This is a genomic window from Bradyrhizobium sp. CSA207 (genome assembly GCF_029051685.1).
GTDB lineage: Bacteria > Pseudomonadota > Alphaproteobacteria > Rhizobiales > Xanthobacteraceae > Bradyrhizobium.
The window spans coordinates 1-19,876 of the sequence record NZ_JAACFT010000034.1 but is presented as its reverse complement, the minus strand read 5'-3'; the positions used below and the strand labels follow the sequence as shown (position 1 = coordinate 19,876).

Annotated in this window: 19 protein-coding genes and 2 pseudogenes; 13 read left to right on the top strand and 8 right to left on the bottom strand. The window is 62.9% G+C overall.

Annotation, left to right across the window (positions count from 1 at the left end):
• Position 1 precedes the first annotated feature (1 nt).
• Genes GWG65_RS31165 through GWG65_RS31140 form a run of 6 tightly spaced genes read left to right on the top strand, consistent with a single transcriptional unit; the run spans position 2 to position 8,389 of the window.
• The gene (locus tag GWG65_RS31165) at positions 2-1,102 is read left to right on the top strand and encodes a DUF917 family protein (protein ID WP_275199308.1); all 1,101 of its coding nucleotides are present in this window, start codon (positions 2-4) and stop codon (positions 1,100-1,102) included.
• On the top strand, positions 1,099-1,704 hold the full coding sequence (locus GWG65_RS31160; RefSeq protein WP_275199307.1) for a glutathione S-transferase family protein: 606 nt from the start codon (positions 1,099-1,101) through the stop codon (positions 1,702-1,704). The genes GWG65_RS31165 and GWG65_RS31160 overlap by 4 nt, the downstream gene beginning before the upstream one ends.
• Positions 1,705-1,706: 2 nt before the next feature.
• Positions 1,707-3,044 (top strand): Zn-dependent hydrolase, encoded by a 1,338-nt coding sequence (locus GWG65_RS31155; RefSeq protein WP_275199306.1) that lies wholly within the window; start codon positions 1,707-1,709, stop codon positions 3,042-3,044.
• Entirely contained in the window at positions 3,041-4,675 is a 1,635-nt protein-coding gene (locus tag GWG65_RS31150; protein WP_275199305.1) for a urocanate hydratase, read from the top strand. The genes GWG65_RS31155 and GWG65_RS31150 overlap by 4 nt, the downstream gene beginning before the upstream one ends.
• 6 nt (positions 4,676-4,681) lie before the next feature.
• Positions 4,682-7,030, top strand: coding sequence for a molybdopterin-dependent oxidoreductase (locus GWG65_RS31145; protein ID WP_275199304.1), 2,349 nt, complete (start codon positions 4,682-4,684; stop codon positions 7,028-7,030).
• A 3-nt stretch (positions 7,031-7,033) separates the two neighbouring features.
• Entirely contained in the window at positions 7,034-8,389 is a 1,356-nt protein-coding gene (locus GWG65_RS31140) for a dihydroorotase family protein (protein WP_275199303.1), read from the top strand.
• Positions 8,390-8,959: 570 nt separating this feature from the next.
• Here GWG65_RS31140 and GWG65_RS31135 read toward each other — a convergent pair.
• The 7 genes and pseudogenes from GWG65_RS31135 to GWG65_RS31105 form a co-directional block, all read right to left on the bottom strand.
• On the bottom strand, positions 8,960-9,568 hold the full coding sequence (locus GWG65_RS31135) for a hypothetical protein (protein ID WP_275199376.1): 609 nt from the start codon (positions 9,566-9,568) through the stop codon (positions 8,960-8,962).
• 71 nt (positions 9,569-9,639) lie between these two features.
• Positions 9,640-10,386: pseudogene (locus GWG65_RS31130) on the bottom strand (acetoacetate decarboxylase).
• Between the two features lie 29 nt (positions 10,387-10,415).
• Positions 10,416-11,082 (bottom strand): annotated as a pseudogene (locus GWG65_RS31125) (DUF3734 domain-containing protein); the annotation flags it as partial.
• Between the two features lie 153 nt (positions 11,083-11,235).
• Positions 11,236-11,835: a PepSY domain-containing protein gene (locus GWG65_RS31120; RefSeq protein WP_275199302.1), complete on the bottom strand. Its 600-nt coding sequence runs from the start codon at positions 11,833-11,835 to the stop codon at positions 11,236-11,238.
• Positions 11,836-11,872: 37 nt separating this feature from the next.
• Positions 11,873-12,418 (bottom strand): hypothetical protein, encoded by a 546-nt coding sequence (locus GWG65_RS31115; protein WP_275199301.1) that lies wholly within the window; start codon positions 12,416-12,418, stop codon positions 11,873-11,875.
• Between the two features lie 39 nt (positions 12,419-12,457).
• Entirely contained in the window at positions 12,458-12,676 is a 219-nt protein-coding gene (locus GWG65_RS31110; RefSeq protein ID WP_275199300.1) for a hypothetical protein, read from the bottom strand.
• Positions 12,677-12,849: 173 nt separating this feature from the next.
• Positions 12,850-13,053 (bottom strand): hypothetical protein, encoded by a 204-nt coding sequence (locus GWG65_RS31105; RefSeq protein ID WP_275199299.1) that lies wholly within the window; start codon positions 13,051-13,053, stop codon positions 12,850-12,852.
• Positions 13,054-13,213: 160 nt separating this feature from the next.
• Between GWG65_RS31105 and GWG65_RS31100 the strand changes: the two genes are divergently transcribed.
• From GWG65_RS31100 to GWG65_RS31090, 3 genes are read left to right on the top strand one after another with little or no spacing between them, the layout of a single operon-like run.
• The gene (locus tag GWG65_RS31100; RefSeq protein ID WP_275199298.1) at positions 13,214-13,504 is read left to right on the top strand and encodes a hypothetical protein; all 291 of its coding nucleotides are present in this window, start codon (positions 13,214-13,216) and stop codon (positions 13,502-13,504) included.
• Between the two features lie 4 nt (positions 13,505-13,508).
• Positions 13,509-13,829, top strand: coding sequence for a hypothetical protein (locus tag GWG65_RS31095; protein WP_275199297.1), 321 nt, complete (start codon positions 13,509-13,511; stop codon positions 13,827-13,829).
• Between the two features lie 8 nt (positions 13,830-13,837).
• Positions 13,838-14,506, top strand: a complete 669-nt coding sequence (locus GWG65_RS31090; RefSeq protein ID WP_275199296.1) for a TetR/AcrR family transcriptional regulator — start codon at positions 13,838-13,840, stop codon at positions 14,504-14,506.
• A gap of 26 nt (positions 14,507-14,532) precedes the next feature.
• On the opposite strand, the gene GWG65_RS31085 is transcribed toward GWG65_RS31090, so the two are convergent.
• The gene (locus GWG65_RS31085; RefSeq protein WP_275199295.1) at positions 14,533-15,195 is read right to left on the bottom strand and encodes a TetR/AcrR family transcriptional regulator; all 663 of its coding nucleotides are present in this window, start codon (positions 15,193-15,195) and stop codon (positions 14,533-14,535) included.
• A gap of 159 nt (positions 15,196-15,354) precedes the next feature.
• On the opposite strand from GWG65_RS31085, the gene GWG65_RS31080 reads away from it, so the two are divergent.
• The 4 genes from GWG65_RS31080 to GWG65_RS31065 form a co-directional block, all read left to right on the top strand.
• Complete coding sequence (locus GWG65_RS31080) at positions 15,355-16,266, top strand: sensor histidine kinase (protein WP_275199294.1); 912 nt, start codon at positions 15,355-15,357, stop codon at positions 16,264-16,266.
• Entirely contained in the window at positions 16,263-17,390 is a 1,128-nt protein-coding gene (locus tag GWG65_RS31075; protein ID WP_275199293.1) for an efflux RND transporter periplasmic adaptor subunit, read from the top strand. The genes GWG65_RS31080 and GWG65_RS31075 overlap by 4 nt, the downstream gene beginning before the upstream one ends.
• Positions 17,387-18,463, top strand: coding sequence for an efflux RND transporter periplasmic adaptor subunit (locus tag GWG65_RS31070; RefSeq protein WP_275199292.1), 1,077 nt, complete (start codon positions 17,387-17,389; stop codon positions 18,461-18,463). The genes GWG65_RS31075 and GWG65_RS31070 overlap by 4 nt, the downstream gene beginning before the upstream one ends.
• The coding region (locus GWG65_RS31065; RefSeq protein ID WP_275199291.1) for an efflux RND transporter permease subunit at positions 18,460-19,876 on the top strand (1,417 nt) is incomplete at its 3' end. The genes GWG65_RS31070 and GWG65_RS31065, both read left to right, overlap by 4 nt.

Sequence of the window (19,876 nt, the reverse complement as noted above, 5' to 3'; positions counted from 1 at the left end):
CATGAAACGCAAGCTGACAAAGATGGATGTCGCTCCGGCCATGATCGGGGGGCTATTGCTCTCGGCCGGTGGAAGCGGCGTCGCCCGTTCGCTCGAGCGACACGATGTGGCAGCCGAAGTCGCGCTCGGTCTTGGCGATGTCGCCCTGGTTTCGATCGATGAACTGCCGCTGGACGGCGTCATCATTGCCTCGACCTCCGTCGGCGCCCCGGGCTTCGCCAAGCCCGAACTGGTGCTGCGCGATCACGTCGATGCTGCGCAGGCGGTCGTGGCAAAACTTGGCCGGCCTGCGGTCGGCGTTATCTGCGGTCACGTGCCGGGGTTCAATGCCTGGCTCGTCGCGGCCGCGCTCGGCATTCCCTACGTCGATGCCGCAGCAAACGGGCGGGGCCATCCCACCGTCCAGATGGGTGGGATGGGTCTGGCTTCGCGACCCGATGTCTCGATCGTTCAGGTTGCCCAAGCTGGCTATGCCGATACCGGCACGCGGCTCTCCGTCGTTGCCGAAGGAAATCTCGTGCGCACGTCGCAGGTGATGCGTCATGCCGCTATCGTTGGTGGTGGTCTCGTCGCTTCGGCGCGCGGCCCCTATCCGGTCGCCTTCGTCGGCGCGAATGGGGCGGTCGGAGCCATATCGTTCCAGATCGATCTCGGCCGGTCGATGCTGGCGGCAGAGCCCGGACCTGCCCGTACCGCCGCAGCGGCGGCATTCATGGGTGGCGAAGTGTTGATCACCGGCGAAGTGACCGAGAATAGTGTTGTCTATCGAGACGGCTACGATGTCGGCCGGCTCGTCGTGTCGGACGGATCCGCAGAAGTCGTGCTCGGCGTCTTTAACGAGTTCATGACCGCTGATCGTGGCGGTATTCGCGTCGCGACCTTCCCGGACATGATCGGTTCGACGGATCCGGCGACGGGCGATCCGATCGCGATCGCGCAACTCCCTAAGGGAAGTCCGGTGTCGATCGTCACCGCCCACCGGTCGGGCTTCCCGCTCGGCAAAGGCGCGCTCGATCCCGCCGTTTTTGCCGAGGTCGAGCAGGCGCTCGGTCTCGATCTCCATTCCTTTCTGGTCTCCCGATGCGAAGCGGCGCCAACATGATCAAGCTTTATGACAGCAGGCTCTCCGGCAATTCCTGGAAGGTGCGGCTTCTGCTCCGACACCTCGGCGTTCCCTTTCAGCGCAAGACCTTGAATCTCGCGGAGGGCTCGCACAAGACGCCGGACTTCACGGCCCGTAACCGGTTCCAGAGGATACCAGTGGTCGAGCTGGAGGACGGCTGTCACCTCACGGAATCCGCAGCCATCCTGCTCTATTTTGCCGAGGGTACGTCACTCATTCCGTCTGATCCTGTGGAACGCGCGAAGGTGACCGCTTGGCTGTTCTATGAACAAGCCGACTTGATGCGTTTCCTGGCCTTTCCGCGCTTCTACGCAATGACGGGACAGAGCGAGGCGAAGGCTGATGTTATTGCCCATTACCGGGAGGTCGGCGAAGCAGCCCTTGCTCCCCTTGAACGGGCGTTCGGCGAGCACGGCTGGTTGCACGGCGATATGCCGAGTGTCGCCGATTTTGGTCTTTACCCGTATATTCGGCTGTCTGCGGAAGGCGGCTATGATCTCGCGCAATGGCCTGCCATCTGCGGCTGGCTCACGCGCTTTGAAGCGCTATCGGGATACGAGCCTCTGGTCCCTGGAGTCTGACGATGGATCAAGACTCGTCGCAGAGAAAGCTGCCGCCAAGCCAGAACAGATCCGTCGATGCCGACCGCCTTTGGCAGGATCTGATGGCGTTAGGTACGATCACCGATCCGGGTCGGCCATATACGCGGCGCTGCTTCACCCATCGTTTTGTCGAGGGGCGGCGTTGGCTTGCCAATCGGTTTTCCGAAGCGGGCCTTGCGGTGCGGCTCGACACCGGCGCGAACATGATTGGCCGGATGCAAGGGCGCGATCCTTCACTGCCGGCACTGCTGATCGGCTCGCATTCAGACACGGTTCCTTCCGGCGGGCGTTTCGACGGCATGCTCGGTGTCCTCGCAGGCCTCGAGGTCATACGCATGCTGCGCGATCGGGGGATCGTTCCGCGGCATCCGATCGAGATCGTCGATTTCCTCGGGGAGGAACCGAGCGACTACGGGTTGTCCTGTATCGGCAGCCGCGCGATGTCCGGTCTGCTGAATGACCCCATGCTGGATTTCAAGAATGCCTCGGGCGAGACGCTGGCAGCGGCGATGGCGCGCATGGGCGCTGAACCCTCGGCTCTCGCGGGCGCCCGGCGTAGCGACATTGCGGCATATCTCGAACTGCACATCGAGCAGGGCCGCGTGCTGGAATCCGGCGGCACCAATGTCGGCCTGGTCACCGGCATCGTCGGGATCGCGCGCATCGAGATCGAGTTCACGGGAGCGGCCGATCATGCCGGGACGACGCCGTTCCACTTGCGACGAGACACGCTGATTGCGGCCAGCGAAATAGTGACGGCAGTGCGCCGTATTGGAGAATCCTACGCAGTGCGTAATGAGGGTTATTTCATTGCCACGACCGGCTGTCTCGATATCGAACCCAATGCTTCGAACGTGGTACCGGCTCGCGCGCGGCTCGTCGTAGAGGGGCGGGCGGAGAACGGATCGTGGCTGTCCGAGTTTACCGACGAACTCGACGCGCTGAGCCGCTCTGCGGCGAAGGCAGCAAATGTCGAGCGTAGCGCGTTCCGGTTGATCTCCCTCTCGGAGCCGGCGCCATGCGACGCACGCGTGCATCGTCACCTCGTCGCAGCCGCTGCCGAACTCGAACTCTCGACTGCCGACATGGCGAGTGGCGCCGGCCACGATGCTGCATTCATGGCGCAGATTGCGCCTGCGGCCATGGTGTTCGTCCCTAGCCGCGATGGCCGCAGCCATTGCCCCGAAGAATGGACCGCCGCGGAGGATTGCTCCAACGGCGCGGCCCTGCTGTTCGAGGCGCTTCTGCGCATCGATGCGGACGATGCTTTTCTGCAGTGCGCCCGCCCGGTAACTGGCGCGAGAGGAGTGACGTCGTGACGGTCCATCAGGTTCTTGCCGGGCGAGGTCCCGAACTGCGCTGCAAGGGTTGGCGCCAGGAAACGATCCTGCGCCTGCTCGAGAATAATTTGGAAAACGCGGAGAATCCGGCCGACCTCATAGTTTATATGTCATGGGCCAAGGCGGCGCGGGATTGGGACGCGTTTCATCAAGCGGTCGCGGCCCTCAAGGTGCTCGAAGAAAACCAGACGCTGGTGATGCAATCCGGGCGACCGGTCGGACTTTTTCCCTCCCAGGGCACCACGCCGCTCGTGCTGATGGCCAACGGAAATGTTGTCGGCGGCTGGGCCGGTGACGACGATTTCCGTACCCTGGAGCGAAAGGGTCTCACCATCATGCCCGGGATGACGGCTGCCGCGTGGCAGTACATCGGCACCCAGGGCATCCTGCAGGGCACGTACGAGACGTTCATGACCGCCGCCCGGATGCACTTCGGCGGCTCGCTTGCCGGACGGTTGATCGTGACCGCCGGATGTGGCGGCATGAGCGGGGCGCAGCCGTTGGCGGGACAGCTCGCCGGCGCGGCGACCCTGGTTGTAGAGGTCGACGAGACGCGCATCCGCCGCCGGGTCGATACCGGCTACTGTCAACGCATGACCCGCGACCTCGATGAGGCGCTGCGATGGTGCGCTGAAGCACAAGTGGAAGGGAAGGGCGTCTCCGTCGGACTCGTCGCCAACATCGCGACCGTACTGGCCGCGCTCGCGGTTCGCGGCATTACACCCGACATCGTCACCGATCAAACCATCGCTGATCCCGTCAACGGCTATGTGCCCGTGGGCATGAGCGTTGAGGAGACGGCCGCCCTGCGCCGTAGCGCCCCCGAAGAGTTGAAGGCGCGGGCGTACGCGACCCTTGTCGATCACGTTTCAGCTATGCTGACCTTGCAGGAGCGCGGATCGCTGGTTTTTGAGTATGGCAACAATCTGCGTAAGTTTGCCCGGGAGGGCGGCCTCAAGAATGCATTCGGATTCCGTTCCTTCGTCGAACTGTTTATCCGTCCGCTTTTCTGCGAGGGCATTGGGCCATTCCGCTGGATCGCGCCATCGGGAAACCCTGATGATATCCATCGCATCGATGATTTGATTCTGCGTCTCTTTCCTGCCGATCACCGCATCTCGAGCTGGATCCGGACCGCGCGCGAACATGTGCGCTTCACCGGCTTGCCCGCCCGCATTGGCTGGCTTGGCTACGGCGAGCGGCGCGTCCTTGCGCTCGCCGTCAACGAGATGGTGGCAAACGGCGAGCTCGATGGACCGATCGCGTTTACCCGCGATCATCTGGACTCCGGTTCGGCCACGCTGCCGCATCGCGAGACGGAAAATATGGCTGATGGCTCGGATGCCATCTCCGACTGGCCAATCCTCAACGGGTTGCTGAATTGCGCGTCAGGAGCGGATCTTGTCGCCATCCAGGCACTGGGCAATTGGGGCCAGTCGGCCGGCGTGACGACAATCGCTACGGGCACGCCGGATGCCGCTGCCCGGTTGGCTCGGGTCATGGACAACGATACCGGGCTCGGCATCCTGCGTCACGCCAGCGCCGGCTATTCCGCGGCTCGGATCAAGGCGCGCGATGCCGGTCTCGGCATCACGGCGCAGCTTGATTGAACCGATATGCGATCCGGCGCTTCTCGCAAGACACTGACGGCCACGCATTGGGGTGCGTATGTACTGCGTACTGACGACGGTCGATTGACCGGCGTGGAACCTTGGAGCGGCGATCCGGATCCATCTCCCATCGGCCAGTCGCTGATCGGGTCCGTCGATGGGCCGCTCCGCGTGGCGCGTCCGGCCGTACGTCGGGCATGGCTGGAGGGAGATCGATCGCGCCCTTGCGGTCGACGTGGTGCAGATCCCTTTGTCGAAGTCTCCTGGGACGATGCGCAGGCGCTCGTCGCGGCCGAGCTCGACGGAATTCGTAGCCGATACGGAAACTCGGCGATTTATGGTGGCTCTTACGGCTGGGCAAGCGCGGGCCGATTCCATCATGCCCAGAGTCAGATCCATCGCTTCCTTAATTCGATTGGCGGCTGCACCGGTTCGGTTTTGACTTACTCGTCGGCTGCGGGTGAGGTCATTCTTCCGCACATCATAGGAAGCATGGACGGTCTCGTCGGCAACCATTCGACGTGGGACGGAATCGTCGAGCATAGCGAGCTCGTCGTTGCATTTGGCGGACTGCCGCGCCGCAACACCCAGGTGCAGGCAGGTGGACCGGCCCGACATGAGGCGACCGAAGCCATCAGCCGGGCGGGCAAGCGTGGGGTGCGCTTCATCACCGTATCGCCGGTGCGCGACGATGGTCCGGATCGTGTAGCAAGCGAATGGCTGTCACTGCGTCCCAACAGCGATGTTGCCGTTATGCTGGGACTTGCCCATGTCCTGATCACCGAGGGGCTGCATGATTCCGGCTTTGTAGAACGCTACTGCGTTGGTTTCGATACCGTCCGCGCCTACGTGTTGGGCGAGAATGATGGCGTACCGAAGACAGCCCGTTGGGCTGCCTCGCTCTCCGGCCTGGATGCGAACCGGATCATCGCGCTGGCGCGAGAGATGGCTGCCAAGCGTACCATGATCGCCGTCAATTGGGCGATCCAGCGGGCCGACCACGGGGAACAGCCTTACTGGATGGCGGTAACGTTGGCTGCGCTGCTGGGCCAAATCGGATTGCCGGGTGGCGGTTTCGGCTTCGGGTATTCGTCGACAAATGGCATGGGACGGGCGGAGCTCGGATTTCGCTGGCCGGCGTTCCCGCAGGGAAAAAACCCGGTCACTAGCTTTATTCCGGTCGCGCGGTTGACCGACTTGCTGCTCGATCCCGGCGGCCACCTCGAATTCAACGGCGAGGTTCTGACTTATCCGGATATCCGATTGGTCTATTGGGCCGGCGGGAATCCCTTTCATCATCACCAGGATCTCAATCGCCTCGTCGAAGCCTGGCAGCGACCCCAGACGATTATCGTTAACGAGCCGTACTGGACCGCGACCGCCCGCCACGCCGACATCGTGCTCCCGGTCACGACGCCACTTGAGCGCAACGATCTCGCCTTTTCGAACCGCGAAAATGTGGTGATCGCTATGAAGCAGCTGATCGCGCCGATGGGTGAGGCGCGTGACGATTTCGCGATTTTTGCGGGACTCGCCGCCCGTCTCGGCATCGAGGAGGCATTCACCGGCGGCCGTGATGCGACCGAATGGATCCGGAACATGTACGCCGAGGCGCGATCGGCCGCGGCCGCTCACGAGATCGCCTTGCCGGAATTCACAGAGTTCTGGCAGCGCGGGCATGCGGAAGCCAAGCGCCGCACCACCTCCCACATCTTGCTCGGTTCGTTTCGCGAGGACCCGGTGCGCCATGCTCTCGCGACCCCTTCCGGGCGAATTGAACTATTCTCGAAGCGCATCGCCTCGTTCGGTTACGACGACTGCCCCGGCCATGCCATTTGGCACGAGCCGGCGGAGTGGCTGGGGAGCCCGCTTACGGTGCGCTATCCCTTGCACCTTCTGTCGCCGCAGCCGGCCGAGAAACTGCACAGCCAGTATGACCAGGGCTCGGTCAGCCGGGCCGGCAAGGTAGCGGATCGCGCACCGCTGCGCCTCCATCCGTCGGACGCGGCGATACGCGGAATCCGGAACGGCGATGTCGTCAAAGTGTTCAACGACCGCGGCGCTTGTCTTGCCGGTGCCGTGCTGACGGATGCGGTGTCGCAAGGCGTGGTGCAGCTGCCAACCGGAGCCTGGTACGATCCCGCCGATCCAAAGATCGCGGGTTCGCTCGAGAAGCACGGCAATCCCAATGTCCTGACACTTGATCACGGCTCCTCTCGCCTTGCGCAGGCGCCGATCTGTAACACGACCTTGGTCGAGGTCGTCGCATTCGAGGGGCCCGTTCCTGCGGTGACCGCCTTCACGCCGCCAGCCATCGTGCCGGCGTCATCGCATCTTCCGAAGATAGAAAGGTGATCCATGAGTGATTTCGATCTGGTTGTAACCGGGCGGGTTGTCCGCACCGACCACGTTCTCGACGACGGCTATGTAGCCATCCGGGGCGCGCTCGTTGAGCGGGTCGGCAACGGACCAGCGCCCGCGGCCCGGGAACGTTACGACTTCGGGTCGGCATTCGTCCTCCCTGGCGCCATCGATGCGCAAGTGCATTCCCGTTCGCAGAAAGATCAGGAGGACTTCGTGTGGTCGACGCGGGCGGCGGCCGCAGGCGGTGTTACCACCATCGTCGACATGCCCTATGATGCCGGCTTTCTCGTTTGCAACGGTGATCGCGTCCGGCAGAAGATCGATGAGGCAGGCGCGCAGGCCCGCGTCGACTTCGCCCTCTACGGCACCGTCGATCCCAACGAGGGGCCCGCGCAAATCGCCGGCATGATCGATGCTGGCGTCGCCGCTCTCAAATTCTCCACCTTCAACACAGATTCCAAACGCTTTCCTCGCATCCCCCCGCAGACCCTGCACGCATGTTTTGCCGAGATCGCCAAGCGTGATCTCGCCGCCGGCGTACATAACGAAAATGACGAGATGGTGCGGGCGGCGGTCGCCGAGGTCGAGGCATCCGGCATCTGCGACTACCGGGCGCACGGGCTGTCACGCCCCCCTGTGACCGAAACGCTTCCGATGGCGGAGGTCTACGAGATCGGCGCTCAAACTGGCTGCTCGGCCCACGTGGTCCACTGTTCGGTCGGGCGCGGTTACGAGCTGTGCGAGTCCTATCGCCGCCAGGGCTACGACACGACCGTCGAGGCATGTATCCATTACTTGTTCCTCGACGAAGAGAACGATGTTGCCCGGTTAGGCGGTAAGGCGAAAGTCAATCCACCGATCCGTCCGCGACGTGAGGTGGAGGCGTTGTGGCGCCACCTTGCAGCCGGCCACGTCACGGTCGTCTCGACCGATCACGTAAGCTGGTCGGAAAACCGCAAGAACGACCCGGAGATGCTGAAGAACGCGTCGGGCGTTCCAGGGCTCGAAGTGCTTTACGCGCTACTGCTCAAAGGTCTCTTCGAGCGCGGGCTGGATTTCACATGGGCAGCTCGGCTGCTCGCGGCCAATCCTGCGCGATTGTTTCGCATCGGCCATCGCAAGGGTGCGATCGAGCCAGGCCGCGACGCCGATCTTGTGGTGATGGCACACGATCCCCGTCGTTACGAACCTGCTGCCAGCGGGCACAATTTTGTGGGATGGAGCCCGTACGAGGGCATCGAGCTGCCTTTCAGACCGGTGGCAACTTTCCTGCGCGGGCGACCAATCTTTGACGGCAGGACTGTGACGTCGGAATCCGGAGCAGGTGTCTTCATAAAGCCGGCGTCGTAGAATTCCGCCCGATTTCGTTGGGTCGGCTCGGCATAGCTATACTCATTCGGTGGAATGAGTATAACTCCACTGATTTGCGGGAACACGCATCGCCTGTCCGCCGGCTTCTCCGGTCTGGTCAAATTGAGACAACCATTCATTCCGACACAGAGAAAACGTACTGAAAGTTCAACGCAGGTCTAGCGGCCCAGTTGTCGGAATAGGCATTGATTTTCTTGGCAAATCATACGCCTCTTAATCAGCGGGTCCCAGGTTCGCGCCCTGGTGCGCCCACCAAATAAAAGTCCTTCGCTTTCAATAAATTACAAGAATAGTCGCCGAGAACAAAAGCGGTCTTGTGCGACGTTTTTTGGTCTTCGCACCGTGAGATTGCTGTGCGACGTTTTCGTTCGTTTCTGCATCTTCACTCATTCGATACAGCGCGCAAATCCCATGACACAGATCGATTACGCGCTCGTCGTAGAATAGCATACCGGGGCGAGAAACCCGGACAATCCGGTTTGCCCATTGCTGCAGGGTGCCGCTTGCTGCAGAACCGGATCGTTCGAGCGGAAGCTGGATAAAGGTGGTTCAGCTCTTCGTGCCAGAGCCCCTCAGCGTGTCCCACGCGGCCCGACTGGCTTGATCGAACGACTTGCGGGATTCTGCCAACGCGGCGCTCAGCACCGACCATGATTCGCTGCCCGCCTGCTTCAGCTTCTGGAGACGTGCTTCAGCCAGGGACGCGTCGGACTTCAGCTGCTTGAGCGCGGCATCGAGATCGGTGGTCCGCGCTCCGGCCACTTTGCCGGCCGCCTCACGAAATCGTTCCGCGGCGTCGCGCCACGCCTTACCCTGCGCCGCTGCGATGTCTTTGAACGTGGCCTGCTGCTGCTCGATCTGCTTGGCGGTGCCCTCGAAATAGGTCTTCATCTGCGTTTCGAATCCGGCCCAGTGCTTGTCCAGCTCCGGCTTGGCGCGCGCCCAGGCGGCTTCGCCGGCCTCCGCTTGCGTCTTGAGCTGCGCTTGAAAATCATCCCGTCGTTTCTTCAGATCGGCGATGATCTGATCGGCCTTCACCATGGACTCGGCCTTGGCCTCCGTCGCCCCCACCTCGAAGGAAGCCAGCGCGGCATCCATTTCGTCGATCCGCTCCTTGGCCGAATTGAGGTAAAGATGCATGGTGCTCTGCTCTGACATGACTGATCTCCATTGATTAGCCGATACGCTGACAACCATCACACGGCTTGGCGTTTCTCACTTGACCTGCGTCAAGCTGCTCGCTGCGTCTGCGTCTGAAACCACTTGAGGGAGGAGTATTGACGTTCCAAGCGACTCCGCCTTCCTGGCTGTTGCGCGGCGCTCGATAATGGCGGACGGCGAGTGCTACGCAGCGTCCAGCCACCATCGATCGCAAGATTGGCGTCGGTGATCTGCGCGGCCTCGTCACTGCACAGAAAAAGTGCGAGCGAGGCCACCTGCTCGACCGTGACGAACTCCTTGGTCGGTTGGGCCGCGAGCGGGACGTCGCTGATGACCTCATCTCTCCGCATCTTGCGTGCGTTCTGTTTGTAGCCCATCGTGCCCGCCGCAACCCGCAACGGACCATAGTCGAGCGTACCGATCAGTGTGTCGATCTCGGTTCGTAACGTCGGCTGGCCGAGCTTCTTCGGGAAGCCCATAGTTCGCGTCCGCCTGCGATGGGCCCTTCGTCGTTGAGGAACATGCAGTGGGAGTAGCCTCCCTTGCGCCCTCGGAATGAGACGGGGATGACCTGGCCGCTTTCCGTGTAATCGCCAAAGCCGTTCGAGTCCGGCATACGAATGGATTCATACTTGACGAGCGGGTTGCGGTCATCGAGTTCCAGCGGCTCGGGCACCACGGCGCGCAGCCTTGCCGGGTCGGTGCGATAGGTGATGCAGGTACTCGCGATCCACAAACCGGTAAGGGCGTGGCGGATAGGCCGGGCGGGTGAGCGGCATCGCAAAGGTGCGCTTGCGCACGTCATTCTCACGCATGCAGTTCTCCGTGCGCCAAATCAGCGTTCCTACTCACGGCCATCGTGCTCGAGATCGAATGTGAAAACCCCGTCCGGGGTGACCGGGCGTGCGAGCACCTCGGGATGGCGCAGGGTGCGCAGCGCATCGTGGTAGCCGGCGCGCCAATGGTCTTGCATCGAAAGGCGGGAGAATTCGTAGTCCTTGGAGTGGCCTTCGTGGTTGCGCGCCCGATAGATCAGGTGGACGATGTTGTAGACATTGGGAGACACCGCGGTGTTCAGGAGCTTCACATCCTCGTGCTCCCTGAGTTCTTCGGGACTCCGGTCCAGGAGCGTCGTGAGCGCACGCCGCAGGCGCTGCACGTGCTTGAACTGGCCGGTGCTCGCGCGCGTGCGACTGGAATATTGAATTTCCTTCTGACGCGTGACGACCTCGGGCAGATTGCCCGGAAGCTGTCCCTTCGCGCTCCAGAGATCGACCTGAAACGCCAGCATGTCCTGCGGCACACCCGCATCGATCACCCATTGCAGCGGCGTGTTGGAGACAAGGCCGCCGTCCCAGTAATGCCTCGCCGTCGATCTCCACGGCGGGAAAGCCCGGTGGCAGCGCGCCGCTTGCCATGATGTGCTCGGAGCGAATCGTGTGGGTGCTGTTGTCGAAATAAACGAAATTGCCCGTTCTCACGTTAACCGCGCCTGCGCTGAAGCGTGTCAGGCTGGATATTCATGGTCTGGCTTGCTTTCGGTGATCGAGGGCTGACGCTTTGCGAAGGGCAAGGAACGGCCGGGAAACGAAACTATACGGTATAGTATATACATTTCCGCGCCTTGGCAACGCACGAGGTCGTGCGCGGTGGCCGACCAGCGCTTAGTGTTGGACCGACCGTTGCCCCACCTTGGGCGGTTCGAGCATGACTTCCTTCAAGCGGTCGCCGGTGGCGATAACGACCACGAAGTTGAGTTTGCCGTCCTGTTTCATCAGCCCACCGGCGAGCGCGTTTCCCTCCGCGGCTTTCTCGGCGACCCGCACCGCGTCCGACAGCTCCTGCTTGATCCACTTCAGCGCGATGATGTTGGCGAGATCTGCGCGATCGAGCTCCTTGAGCGATGACGCGATCTCCGTTTGCGATACCCTTCCGGTGTTCGCATCGATGACATTCTCAAAGACCCGCTCGTTCTTGATCGTGCGCACGCGGTAGACCGGCGGACCGGATATTTCGAAGCTGATGTCTGCGGTCCTCGACCCATCGTGCAGACGCTCCGCAATCGCCATGGCCTGACCGAGTGGGACCTTTGTGGTGTGGAACTGCTCCAGCACGCGGCGGACGGCTGCCTCCTCGACATTGCCCTGCGCCGTCGCGCTTTGCTGTTCGGTGTCGGCAGGGGCCTGCATGACGCCGGCCAGAGCACCGGTGCCGGCAAGGGCAGCGGAACAAACGATGAGGGCAAACAACTGCTTCTTGGACATCGCGCGTAATCCTGTGGCGGTCTTCATGATTGGTGGCCTAGTTCGGCACGAAGGCGTACCGGCTGATCTGGAAGCCCGGATGCCGAGCAGATCGCCGAAACTTTCCAGGCCGCGTCTGAACGAGCTTGCTCCGCCGCGCCGTGATCTGACGTAGCCTTCCGCCCCGACCTGCTTGTTCCTGAACGGCGGGCTGCAACTGGGCTAGGCTTTCGCGAAGGCGCAGATCGGTCGCCGCCGCAGGGCGGCCGTCACCGACGTCCGTAACGGCGTCGGCAACATCAGTTTCAGGCCGCTGCGATGGAGCTTCGGCGCTATCGCGCCCGGTGGGCGCTGGATGATATTCAAACCCTCTGGTGTCGAAGACGATGGCTTCGGGTCCTTTCAGGTCTGAGTGGATGCGGATCGGCGGCTGCGCGGAACGCGAGTCCGTGAGCCGGCTCGGCAGAGGTGCAGGCAGCACCCAATCGGCCGCCAGAAGCAGCAAGAGCAACGCACCTCCAACCGACAGAAAATAGGCCCGCAGGGGAAGCTCGGGTTCCACAAGGCTGTTCGCGTATCGCGACAACACGGATTTCCTGCTCACGTTAGCCAGCTCCCAGGCATGGAATGATTCCCTCTCGTTTCAGATGCTCGAGGGCCGCGGATGCTGGCGCGCGCGTTCGACATCGAGATAGCCGCGCTCGTCGAGCCATTCGATCGGGCAATAGGCCATCGCCTTCGGGTCGATCATGTGCCCGTCGCGTTTGAGGGCCGTTCGCGTGCCCGTGAGGCCGGTCCACACCGAAGCGCCGGTGGACGGCTCCACGCGAATGACGTCGAAAACTTCGATGAAATTGAACATGTCGGACGTCCACGATGCTCAGGCGGCGGGCGGGGAAGGGTGCTCGACCCCTTCAAGTGCGACGCCTCTGCGGACGAGCTCCGATTCGATCGTGTCGAAGATGGACTCGACCGGCGCGAGCCACACAGTGACCCAGCAGATGATGTAGTCCCGTGCAAGCAGTAGCCCCTGGGTCATGCGAAGCCCCTTCGGTTGGCCGCATGCGTCGGCGCGGGTTCGCTATCGGCAAGCGCATGCACCCAGGCGAGCACCGAGATGGTGAGACCCAGCAGCAGGCCCACCCCCACTAGCGACACGGCCACAATCAGATTGAGCGACGCGACGGCAATCCCGGGCCAGGGATTTTCCCGGACAAGCGCCAGGAACAGGCTTGACATCTTCTATCTCCTAACTACACTAAACCGTATATTTCATATACAGCGCGGACTGCGGGGCGTGTCAAGAGCAGAGACTCACAACCCCGTGTTCGCCCTGGTCGCGCGCAAGGCGGCGAGGCCGCCTCCCGCTCGGATGCGTTAACCGGAGAAAGGATCGGATATGTTGAAGAAGCAGATGATAATGTCAGGCTTGCTGCTCGCTGCATTGGGCACCGCTGCGTTCGCGCAGGAGGAGCGTGGCACGGCCGAACAGCGGGCGGCATGCACGTCCGACGCGTTTCGCCTGTGCGCGAGCTACATCCCCGACGCCACCAATGTGGAAGCCTGTCTCCGGCAAAGAAAGTCGGACCTGAGCGAAGCCTGCAGGGCCGTCTTCGAGCACGCGGCCGCTGCGGCTTCCGTCAGGACCGTGGGGTCGCACCGCTATCGTGGCGCAAAAGATGAGGAATGATCGCATGAACACGATCTATGTTCCCGCCTTCGCTGCGTTCGGAGGCTCGGCGTTCGGAGCGATTTCCACGATCGTGACGGGATGGGTGACCCGTCGCCGCCGGGTGCGCGAGCGCTATCACGCCCATGCCGTCTCCAAGCGTGAAAAGCTGTATCGATGCTTCATCGAGCATGCCGCGGAGCGGGCGGGGCGGCGCATCATCGAGACTTACCTTGCGCCGAACACGTCATTCGTCGACCTGCCGGGCTTCATGGAAGAGATGGATCCGCTGCGCGAATTCGGCGAGGCCTGCCGGCGTGAAATGCACGCGGCTCCGGCGCGTTGAGGCCGAGCATGCTGAAGGCACAGACCACGCGCCTGACTGCATCGTCGAGCACGCGTGAAACAATCATGCAGGCTGCGATCTGCTTGTACCGGCAGATCGGGTACCGCAAGACCACGGTCGCCGACGTCGCTCGCGGCGCGTCGATGTCGCCGGCAAATCTCTATCGGTTCTATCCGTCGCGCCAGGCGCTGGAGGAAGCCGTCGTGACAGAGCTGCTCGCGCAGGTGTCCATGGCAGCTGCAGGTGCAGCACGAAGCGGCCGCTCCAGCCTGGAGCGGCTGAATGCGGCGTTGACTGCGATCTCCCGGATGCATGAAGACCGGCTGGCAAACGATGTCCGATTGCACGAGCTGGTGGTTGCCGCAGGACAAGCGAACTGGCTGGCCAGCCTATCTCACGCGGATCGGCTTCGCGGCGTCGTGCGGTCGATCATCGTGGCTGGACAACTGAGCGGGGAGTTTCGGGGAGGGAGCCCGATGGCGCTTGCCTGCTGTCTGCTGGACGCAATGGACGCTCACCTCAATCCGTCCCGTATCAAGCCGACCGCCCTTCGGCCGGCTTTCAGCGAAATGATGCGCTTTTGCGCGGCGGCGCTTGGTAGCACCGCGTCAGCTAATGTCGCGCCCCCTCAACTCATCAATGTTCAGGCTGATTTGCGCTACAAATCCGCCTGTTGAACGCAGCGCTCGACGGGGGCGCGCATTCACGGCGTCCAGTCCGCCTCACACGCCGCGAGGAAAAAGCCGACCCGTTCGCGCACGAAAGAGGGCAACTCCCGTCGCAGGTCTTTCGGTGTTTCACCCACCAGCGAACGAAACAGCATCGGCAACAGGATCAGATCCAAAAAGATCTGAGCGGTGGCAAGGCTCCGCTTGCCGCTGAACGGGCCCTTGGGCGAGCGCTCAAGCTTCTGCGTCGTTTCATTCAAGAGCTGGGAGACGGCGGCGACGGAACGATCGCGCGCGGCATCATGGACATTGCGGCTCAGCTCCGGGAAACGCTGCGCCTCGGCGATCGTGGCGCGAACCATCCCCAACGATTCTTCGATAACCTTCTCCACGATCGCTGTGCCGAGGCTCATCAGCTTGTCATGAAGGGTGCGGCCCTCGGGTTCGACCCCTTCGAAATCCGTCAGCCCGCTGATGGTGCGGGCCACCACCGCCGCGAACAGTGCCTCCTTGCCGGGGAAATGCGCATAGATGGTCGGCTTGCTCGCCGGCGCCAGCTCGGAGATGTCGTCGATGCTCGCGCTGCGATAACCCTTCTCGAGAAAAAGCTGCTGGGCTGCATCGAGGATCCGGACCTGCACGTCGCCGGCAAGGTCTTTGGTCGGTCTGCCCCGTTTCGGGGTGCTTTTCTTAGTCATCCATCGGTCTCCCAAATCACGAGTGTGTGCGCCCGCAGATCGCAGTTGACATGCCCGTTAGGAAAAGGCAAGAAAAAGAAAATATACGGTATAGTTTATTTATGAGATGCCACACGACGCCGGTGGCGGCCTTTCGGATGGTCGAGGCCGCAAGCGCGCTTGCGTTGGCCCCCGCGACCATCCGGTCCATCTCAGGAGATCACGGTGAATATGTTGAGCCCCGACCCGGACCGTCCACAACGCAGCATCCTGCTGCGCGAGTTGCGTCAAAGGGTGGATAAAGGGATCGCCTCGGCGATCGATCTGGTCTCGGCCGCGGTCGTCCGGGCCGAGGGGGCGGAAGCAAAGGCCGCCTTGAGCGATGTGGTCGGGCTGCTGCATGGACACGCGGAACTGCATCGGGCGCTGGCCATGCCGCAGGGCGAATCCCTCAATGATGCCGCGACATACATCCACAGACTTGGCTGCGCTCTGCGCCAGGCCTTGCTGGATCGAATGGGGATCCGGCTGACGTTCACCACCGAGCCCCTCCCGCTTCAATCGGAGCGATGCTGGCGGCTCGGCCTGATCGTCCACGACCTCATCGTCAACGCAGCGAAGCATGCGTATTTCGACGCGCGCTCCGGTGAGATCAAGCTCAAGCTGTCGCGCATCGGCTCGGTGGCGAACTGCGTGGTGGTAGATAACGGCTCGCGGCCGGCGCGGGCGGTTCTGGGCCGCGAGCTCCAGATCGGCAAAGGCCTTGCCAGGGAGCTCGGCGGACGGATCGAGCACGGCTACGCCGCCGAGTTCACCTCCGTCGTTCTGTCGTTTCATTTGAGCGAGCGGGAGCGCCATGCCAGCTGGTCGATGGCGACGCGCCGCATGCGGTCGCCGCGCTCGCTGAAACTCAGATCGTCCGCGACGGCCGGCTTGAACTCCGGCGTCTCGGATCAAATCGAGCCGTCGGCCGCAATGCGAACAGATCCCAATTCGCCGTCAGCACGTCCGAATGAGCCGGACTCCTCCAGCAGGGGCCCGGACGTTTTGGGCAATTTACTGTCACCCTCTCACCGCATGGACGCGCTATGAACCCGCGCTATTTAAAGCACTCCCAAACCGGTCCAACCGAACGCTTGCTGAAGCCCCTCGGCGGCTTCGCGCTGGCGCTTGTGGTAACCGCGCTCGGCGGCTGCGATGATCACGCCGCCACTCTCCCCGCGCGCGCCGCTTTCGTGCGCACGGAAATCGTGCAGCCGAGGGATCGGCAATCCTCGATCACCCTGACTGGTGAGGTGCAGCCCCGCTTTCGGGCGGATCTCTCCTTCCGGGTCAGTGGGCGCGTCCTCGCGCGCTATGTGGATGTCGGGTCCCACGTCAAGGCGGGCGAAGTGTTGGCCCTGCTCGATCCTGCCGAGCAGGAGGCGGACGTCGATGCCGCGACCGCAGCCGTTCTCGCCGCAGAGTCCCAGCTGCGTGTGGCGAAGGCGACCTTCGAACGGCAGGAGACTCTGATCGCAAGCGGCTTCACCACGCGCACGAGCTACGACCAGGCGCAGGAAGGATTGCGTACCGCGGAGGGCGCACTTGAAGCGGCACGAGCGCAATTCGGAACTTCAAAGGACGCTCTCGGCTACACCGCGCTACGGGCAGAAGCCGACGGCGTCGTCACCGCGCGCAGTCTCGAAACTGGTCAAGTCGTACAGGCTGCACAACCGGTATTGTCCCTGGCGCAGGACGGGGAGCGAGATGTCGTCTTTGACGTCTATGAGTCGATCTTCCTCGGTACTGCCGACGGCCGCAGCGTTTCGTTGGCACTGGTCTCCGATGCGGGCGTGACCGCAAGCGGCCACGTTCGCGAGGTTTCGCCGGCCGTCGACGCCAGAAGTTCGACCATTCGGGTCAAGGTGACGATCGAAAACCCGCCTGCCGCAATGACGCTTGGAAGCGCCGTCGCGGGCACCGTGAAACTAGAGGCCGAGCGGCAGATCGCATTGCCCTGGAGCGCATTGATGGCGGCGGGCACCAGGCCTGCGGTCTGGACCGTCGATCCGGCAACGCGGACCGCCGCGCTGAAGCCGGTGACTATCAGTGGCTACGAGGCCGGAGAAGTCCTGATCAAGGCGGGTCTCGATCCGGGTGAGCGCGTGGTCGTCGACGGCGGCAAGCTTTTGAGTGTGGGCCAGCCCGTGACTTATGAAGGAGACCCCTCATGACGAGCCGCGCAATCATTGTGGCGACCCCGCTTGCATGTGCGCTCGCGCTTGCCGGTTGCCAGCAGGAGACCAAGGCGCCGGAGTCCGTACGGCCCGTCCAATCGGTGCTTCTCGAGGCGGACCACGCCGACGCTGCCGTCGCAGTGGGCGTTATCGAGCCCCGCTACAAGACCGATCTCGGCTTCCGCGTGCTGGGACGCCTGACGAGCCGTCCGGTCTATGTCGGCGATCTCGTGAGCGAAGGTCAGACGATCGGCATCATTGATTCGACGGCTCTTGAGCTCGCCGTTCGCGCGGCCAAAGGTCAGCTTGCGAAGGCCGAGGCGCAGTTCGCCACGGTCAGGGCGACGGAGGAACGGCAGCGGACGCTCATCACCACCGACGCCACCACAAAGCAGACTCTGGACAATGCCGAGCAGGCGCGCGCCGGCGGCGAAGCAACGGTAGCGCGCGAACAGGCAAGTCTGACCAAAGCGATGGAGCAGCTCGGTTACTCGCAGATCAAGGCCGACTTCGCCGGCGTGGTCACCGCGATCGGGGCGGAAGTCGGCCAGGTGGTGTCCCCCGGCCAAAGCGTGGTGACGATCGCAAGGCCGGACGTTCGCGAGGCTGTCGTCGATATCGGCGAGGACTTTCCGCTGCCGCTGGAAGTCGGCCTGCCATTCACGGTCAGCCTGCAGCTCGTGCCGGCAGTTCAGGTGGAAGGCAGCATTCGCGAGATTGCGCCGCAAGCCGATCCGGTGACGCGCTTGCGCCGGGTCCGCATTGCGCTGAGCAACCCGCCTGACAATTTCCGCCTCGGTGCAACCGTCACGGCAGAGCTCGACAAGCAGCAGGGCCCGGTTCTGCGCCTGCCAGCCTCCGCGGTGCTCGCCAAGGAGGGCGCGAATTTCGTCTGGACCGTCGATCCGCGCGACAGCACCGCCTCGCTGCAAAAAATCGACGTGGTGGCCGACCAGTCGGGCGCACGCGTCACCGGCGGTCTGCCTCCCGGAACACGCGTCGTCACCGCCGGAATCCACAGCCTCAAGCAAGGACAGCAAGTCCGTATCGAACAGGATGAGAAGCCATGAAGTCGTTCAACCTCTCCGATTGGGCGCTCGGCCATCGTTCGCTCGTCTGGTATTTCATGATCGCCTTCATGGCGGCAGGTCTTTTTGCCTATCTCCAGCTGGGGCGGCAAGAAGACCCCGACTTCACCATCAAGACGATGGTGATCCAGGCGCAGTGGCCGGGCGCCTCGCCTGAAGACGTCACGCGTCAGGTCACCGACCGGATCGAGAAGAAGCTCGAGGAGCTGGGATCGCTCGATTACACCAAGAGTGTCACCGTTGCGGGCCAGACCACCGTCTTCGTTTATCTGCGCGACAACACCAAGGCTGCCGATGTCAAGCCGACCTGGATCCGGGTCCGCAACATGATCGCGGATATCAAGGGCGATTTCCCGCAAGGAGTGATCGGGCCGGGCTTCAACGATCGCTTCGGCGACGTTTTCGGCAACATCTACGCGTTCACCAGCGACGGCCTGAGCCAACGACAGCTGCGCGATCAGGTCGAGGACATCCGCGCCAAGGTGCTGACCGTGCCGGACGTCGGCAAGGTCGACATTCTCGGCGCGCAGGACGAGGTGATCTATCTCGAATTCTCCACCCGCAAGATCGCGGCCCTCGGTCTCGACGTCCACGCCATCATGAACTCCCTCCAGGGGCAGAACGCAGTCGCGCCCTCCGGCGTATTCCAAGAGGGGCCCGAGCGGATCAGCGTCCGGGTCAACGGCCAGTTCACGTCCGAGGCGAGCCTGAAGGCGGTCAACCTGCGCATCAACGATCGCTTCTTTCCCCTGACCGACGTCGCAACCATCACGCGCGGCTATGCCGATCCGGCAAAAACCTTGTTCCGGTACAATGGCGAGCCGGCGATCGCGCTTGCCATCGGCATGAAGTCCGGCGCGAACCTGCTGCATTTCGGCGAGGCGCTGAAGCAGGAGATGTCGAGCATTACGACCGACTTGCCGGTCGGCGTCGGCGTTCACCTCGTCGCAGATCAGCCCATCGTCGTCGAGCATGCCGTGTCCGGCTTCACCGAGGCGCTGTTCGAGGCCGTGATCATCGTTCTCGGCATCAGCTTTCTCAGCCTCGGGATGCGCGCCGGGCTTGTCGTCGCGATCGCCATTCCGCTGGTGCTCGCCATTACGTTCGTCGTGATGGCCTATGCCGGCATTTCGTTGCAGCGAATTTCGCTCGGCGCCCTGATCATCGCGCTCGGGCTCCTGGTCGACGACGCCATGATTGCCGTGGAAATGATGGTCGCGCGCCTCGAGGTCGGCGATCCCCTGGAAAAGGCGGCAACCCACGTGTATACCTCGACCGCCTTTCCCATGCTGACGGGCACGCTGGTGACGGTCGCCGGCTTCATTCCGATCGGGCTCAACAACAGCAATGCGGGCGAATTCACCTTCACGCTGTTCGTCGTCATCGCGGTCTCGC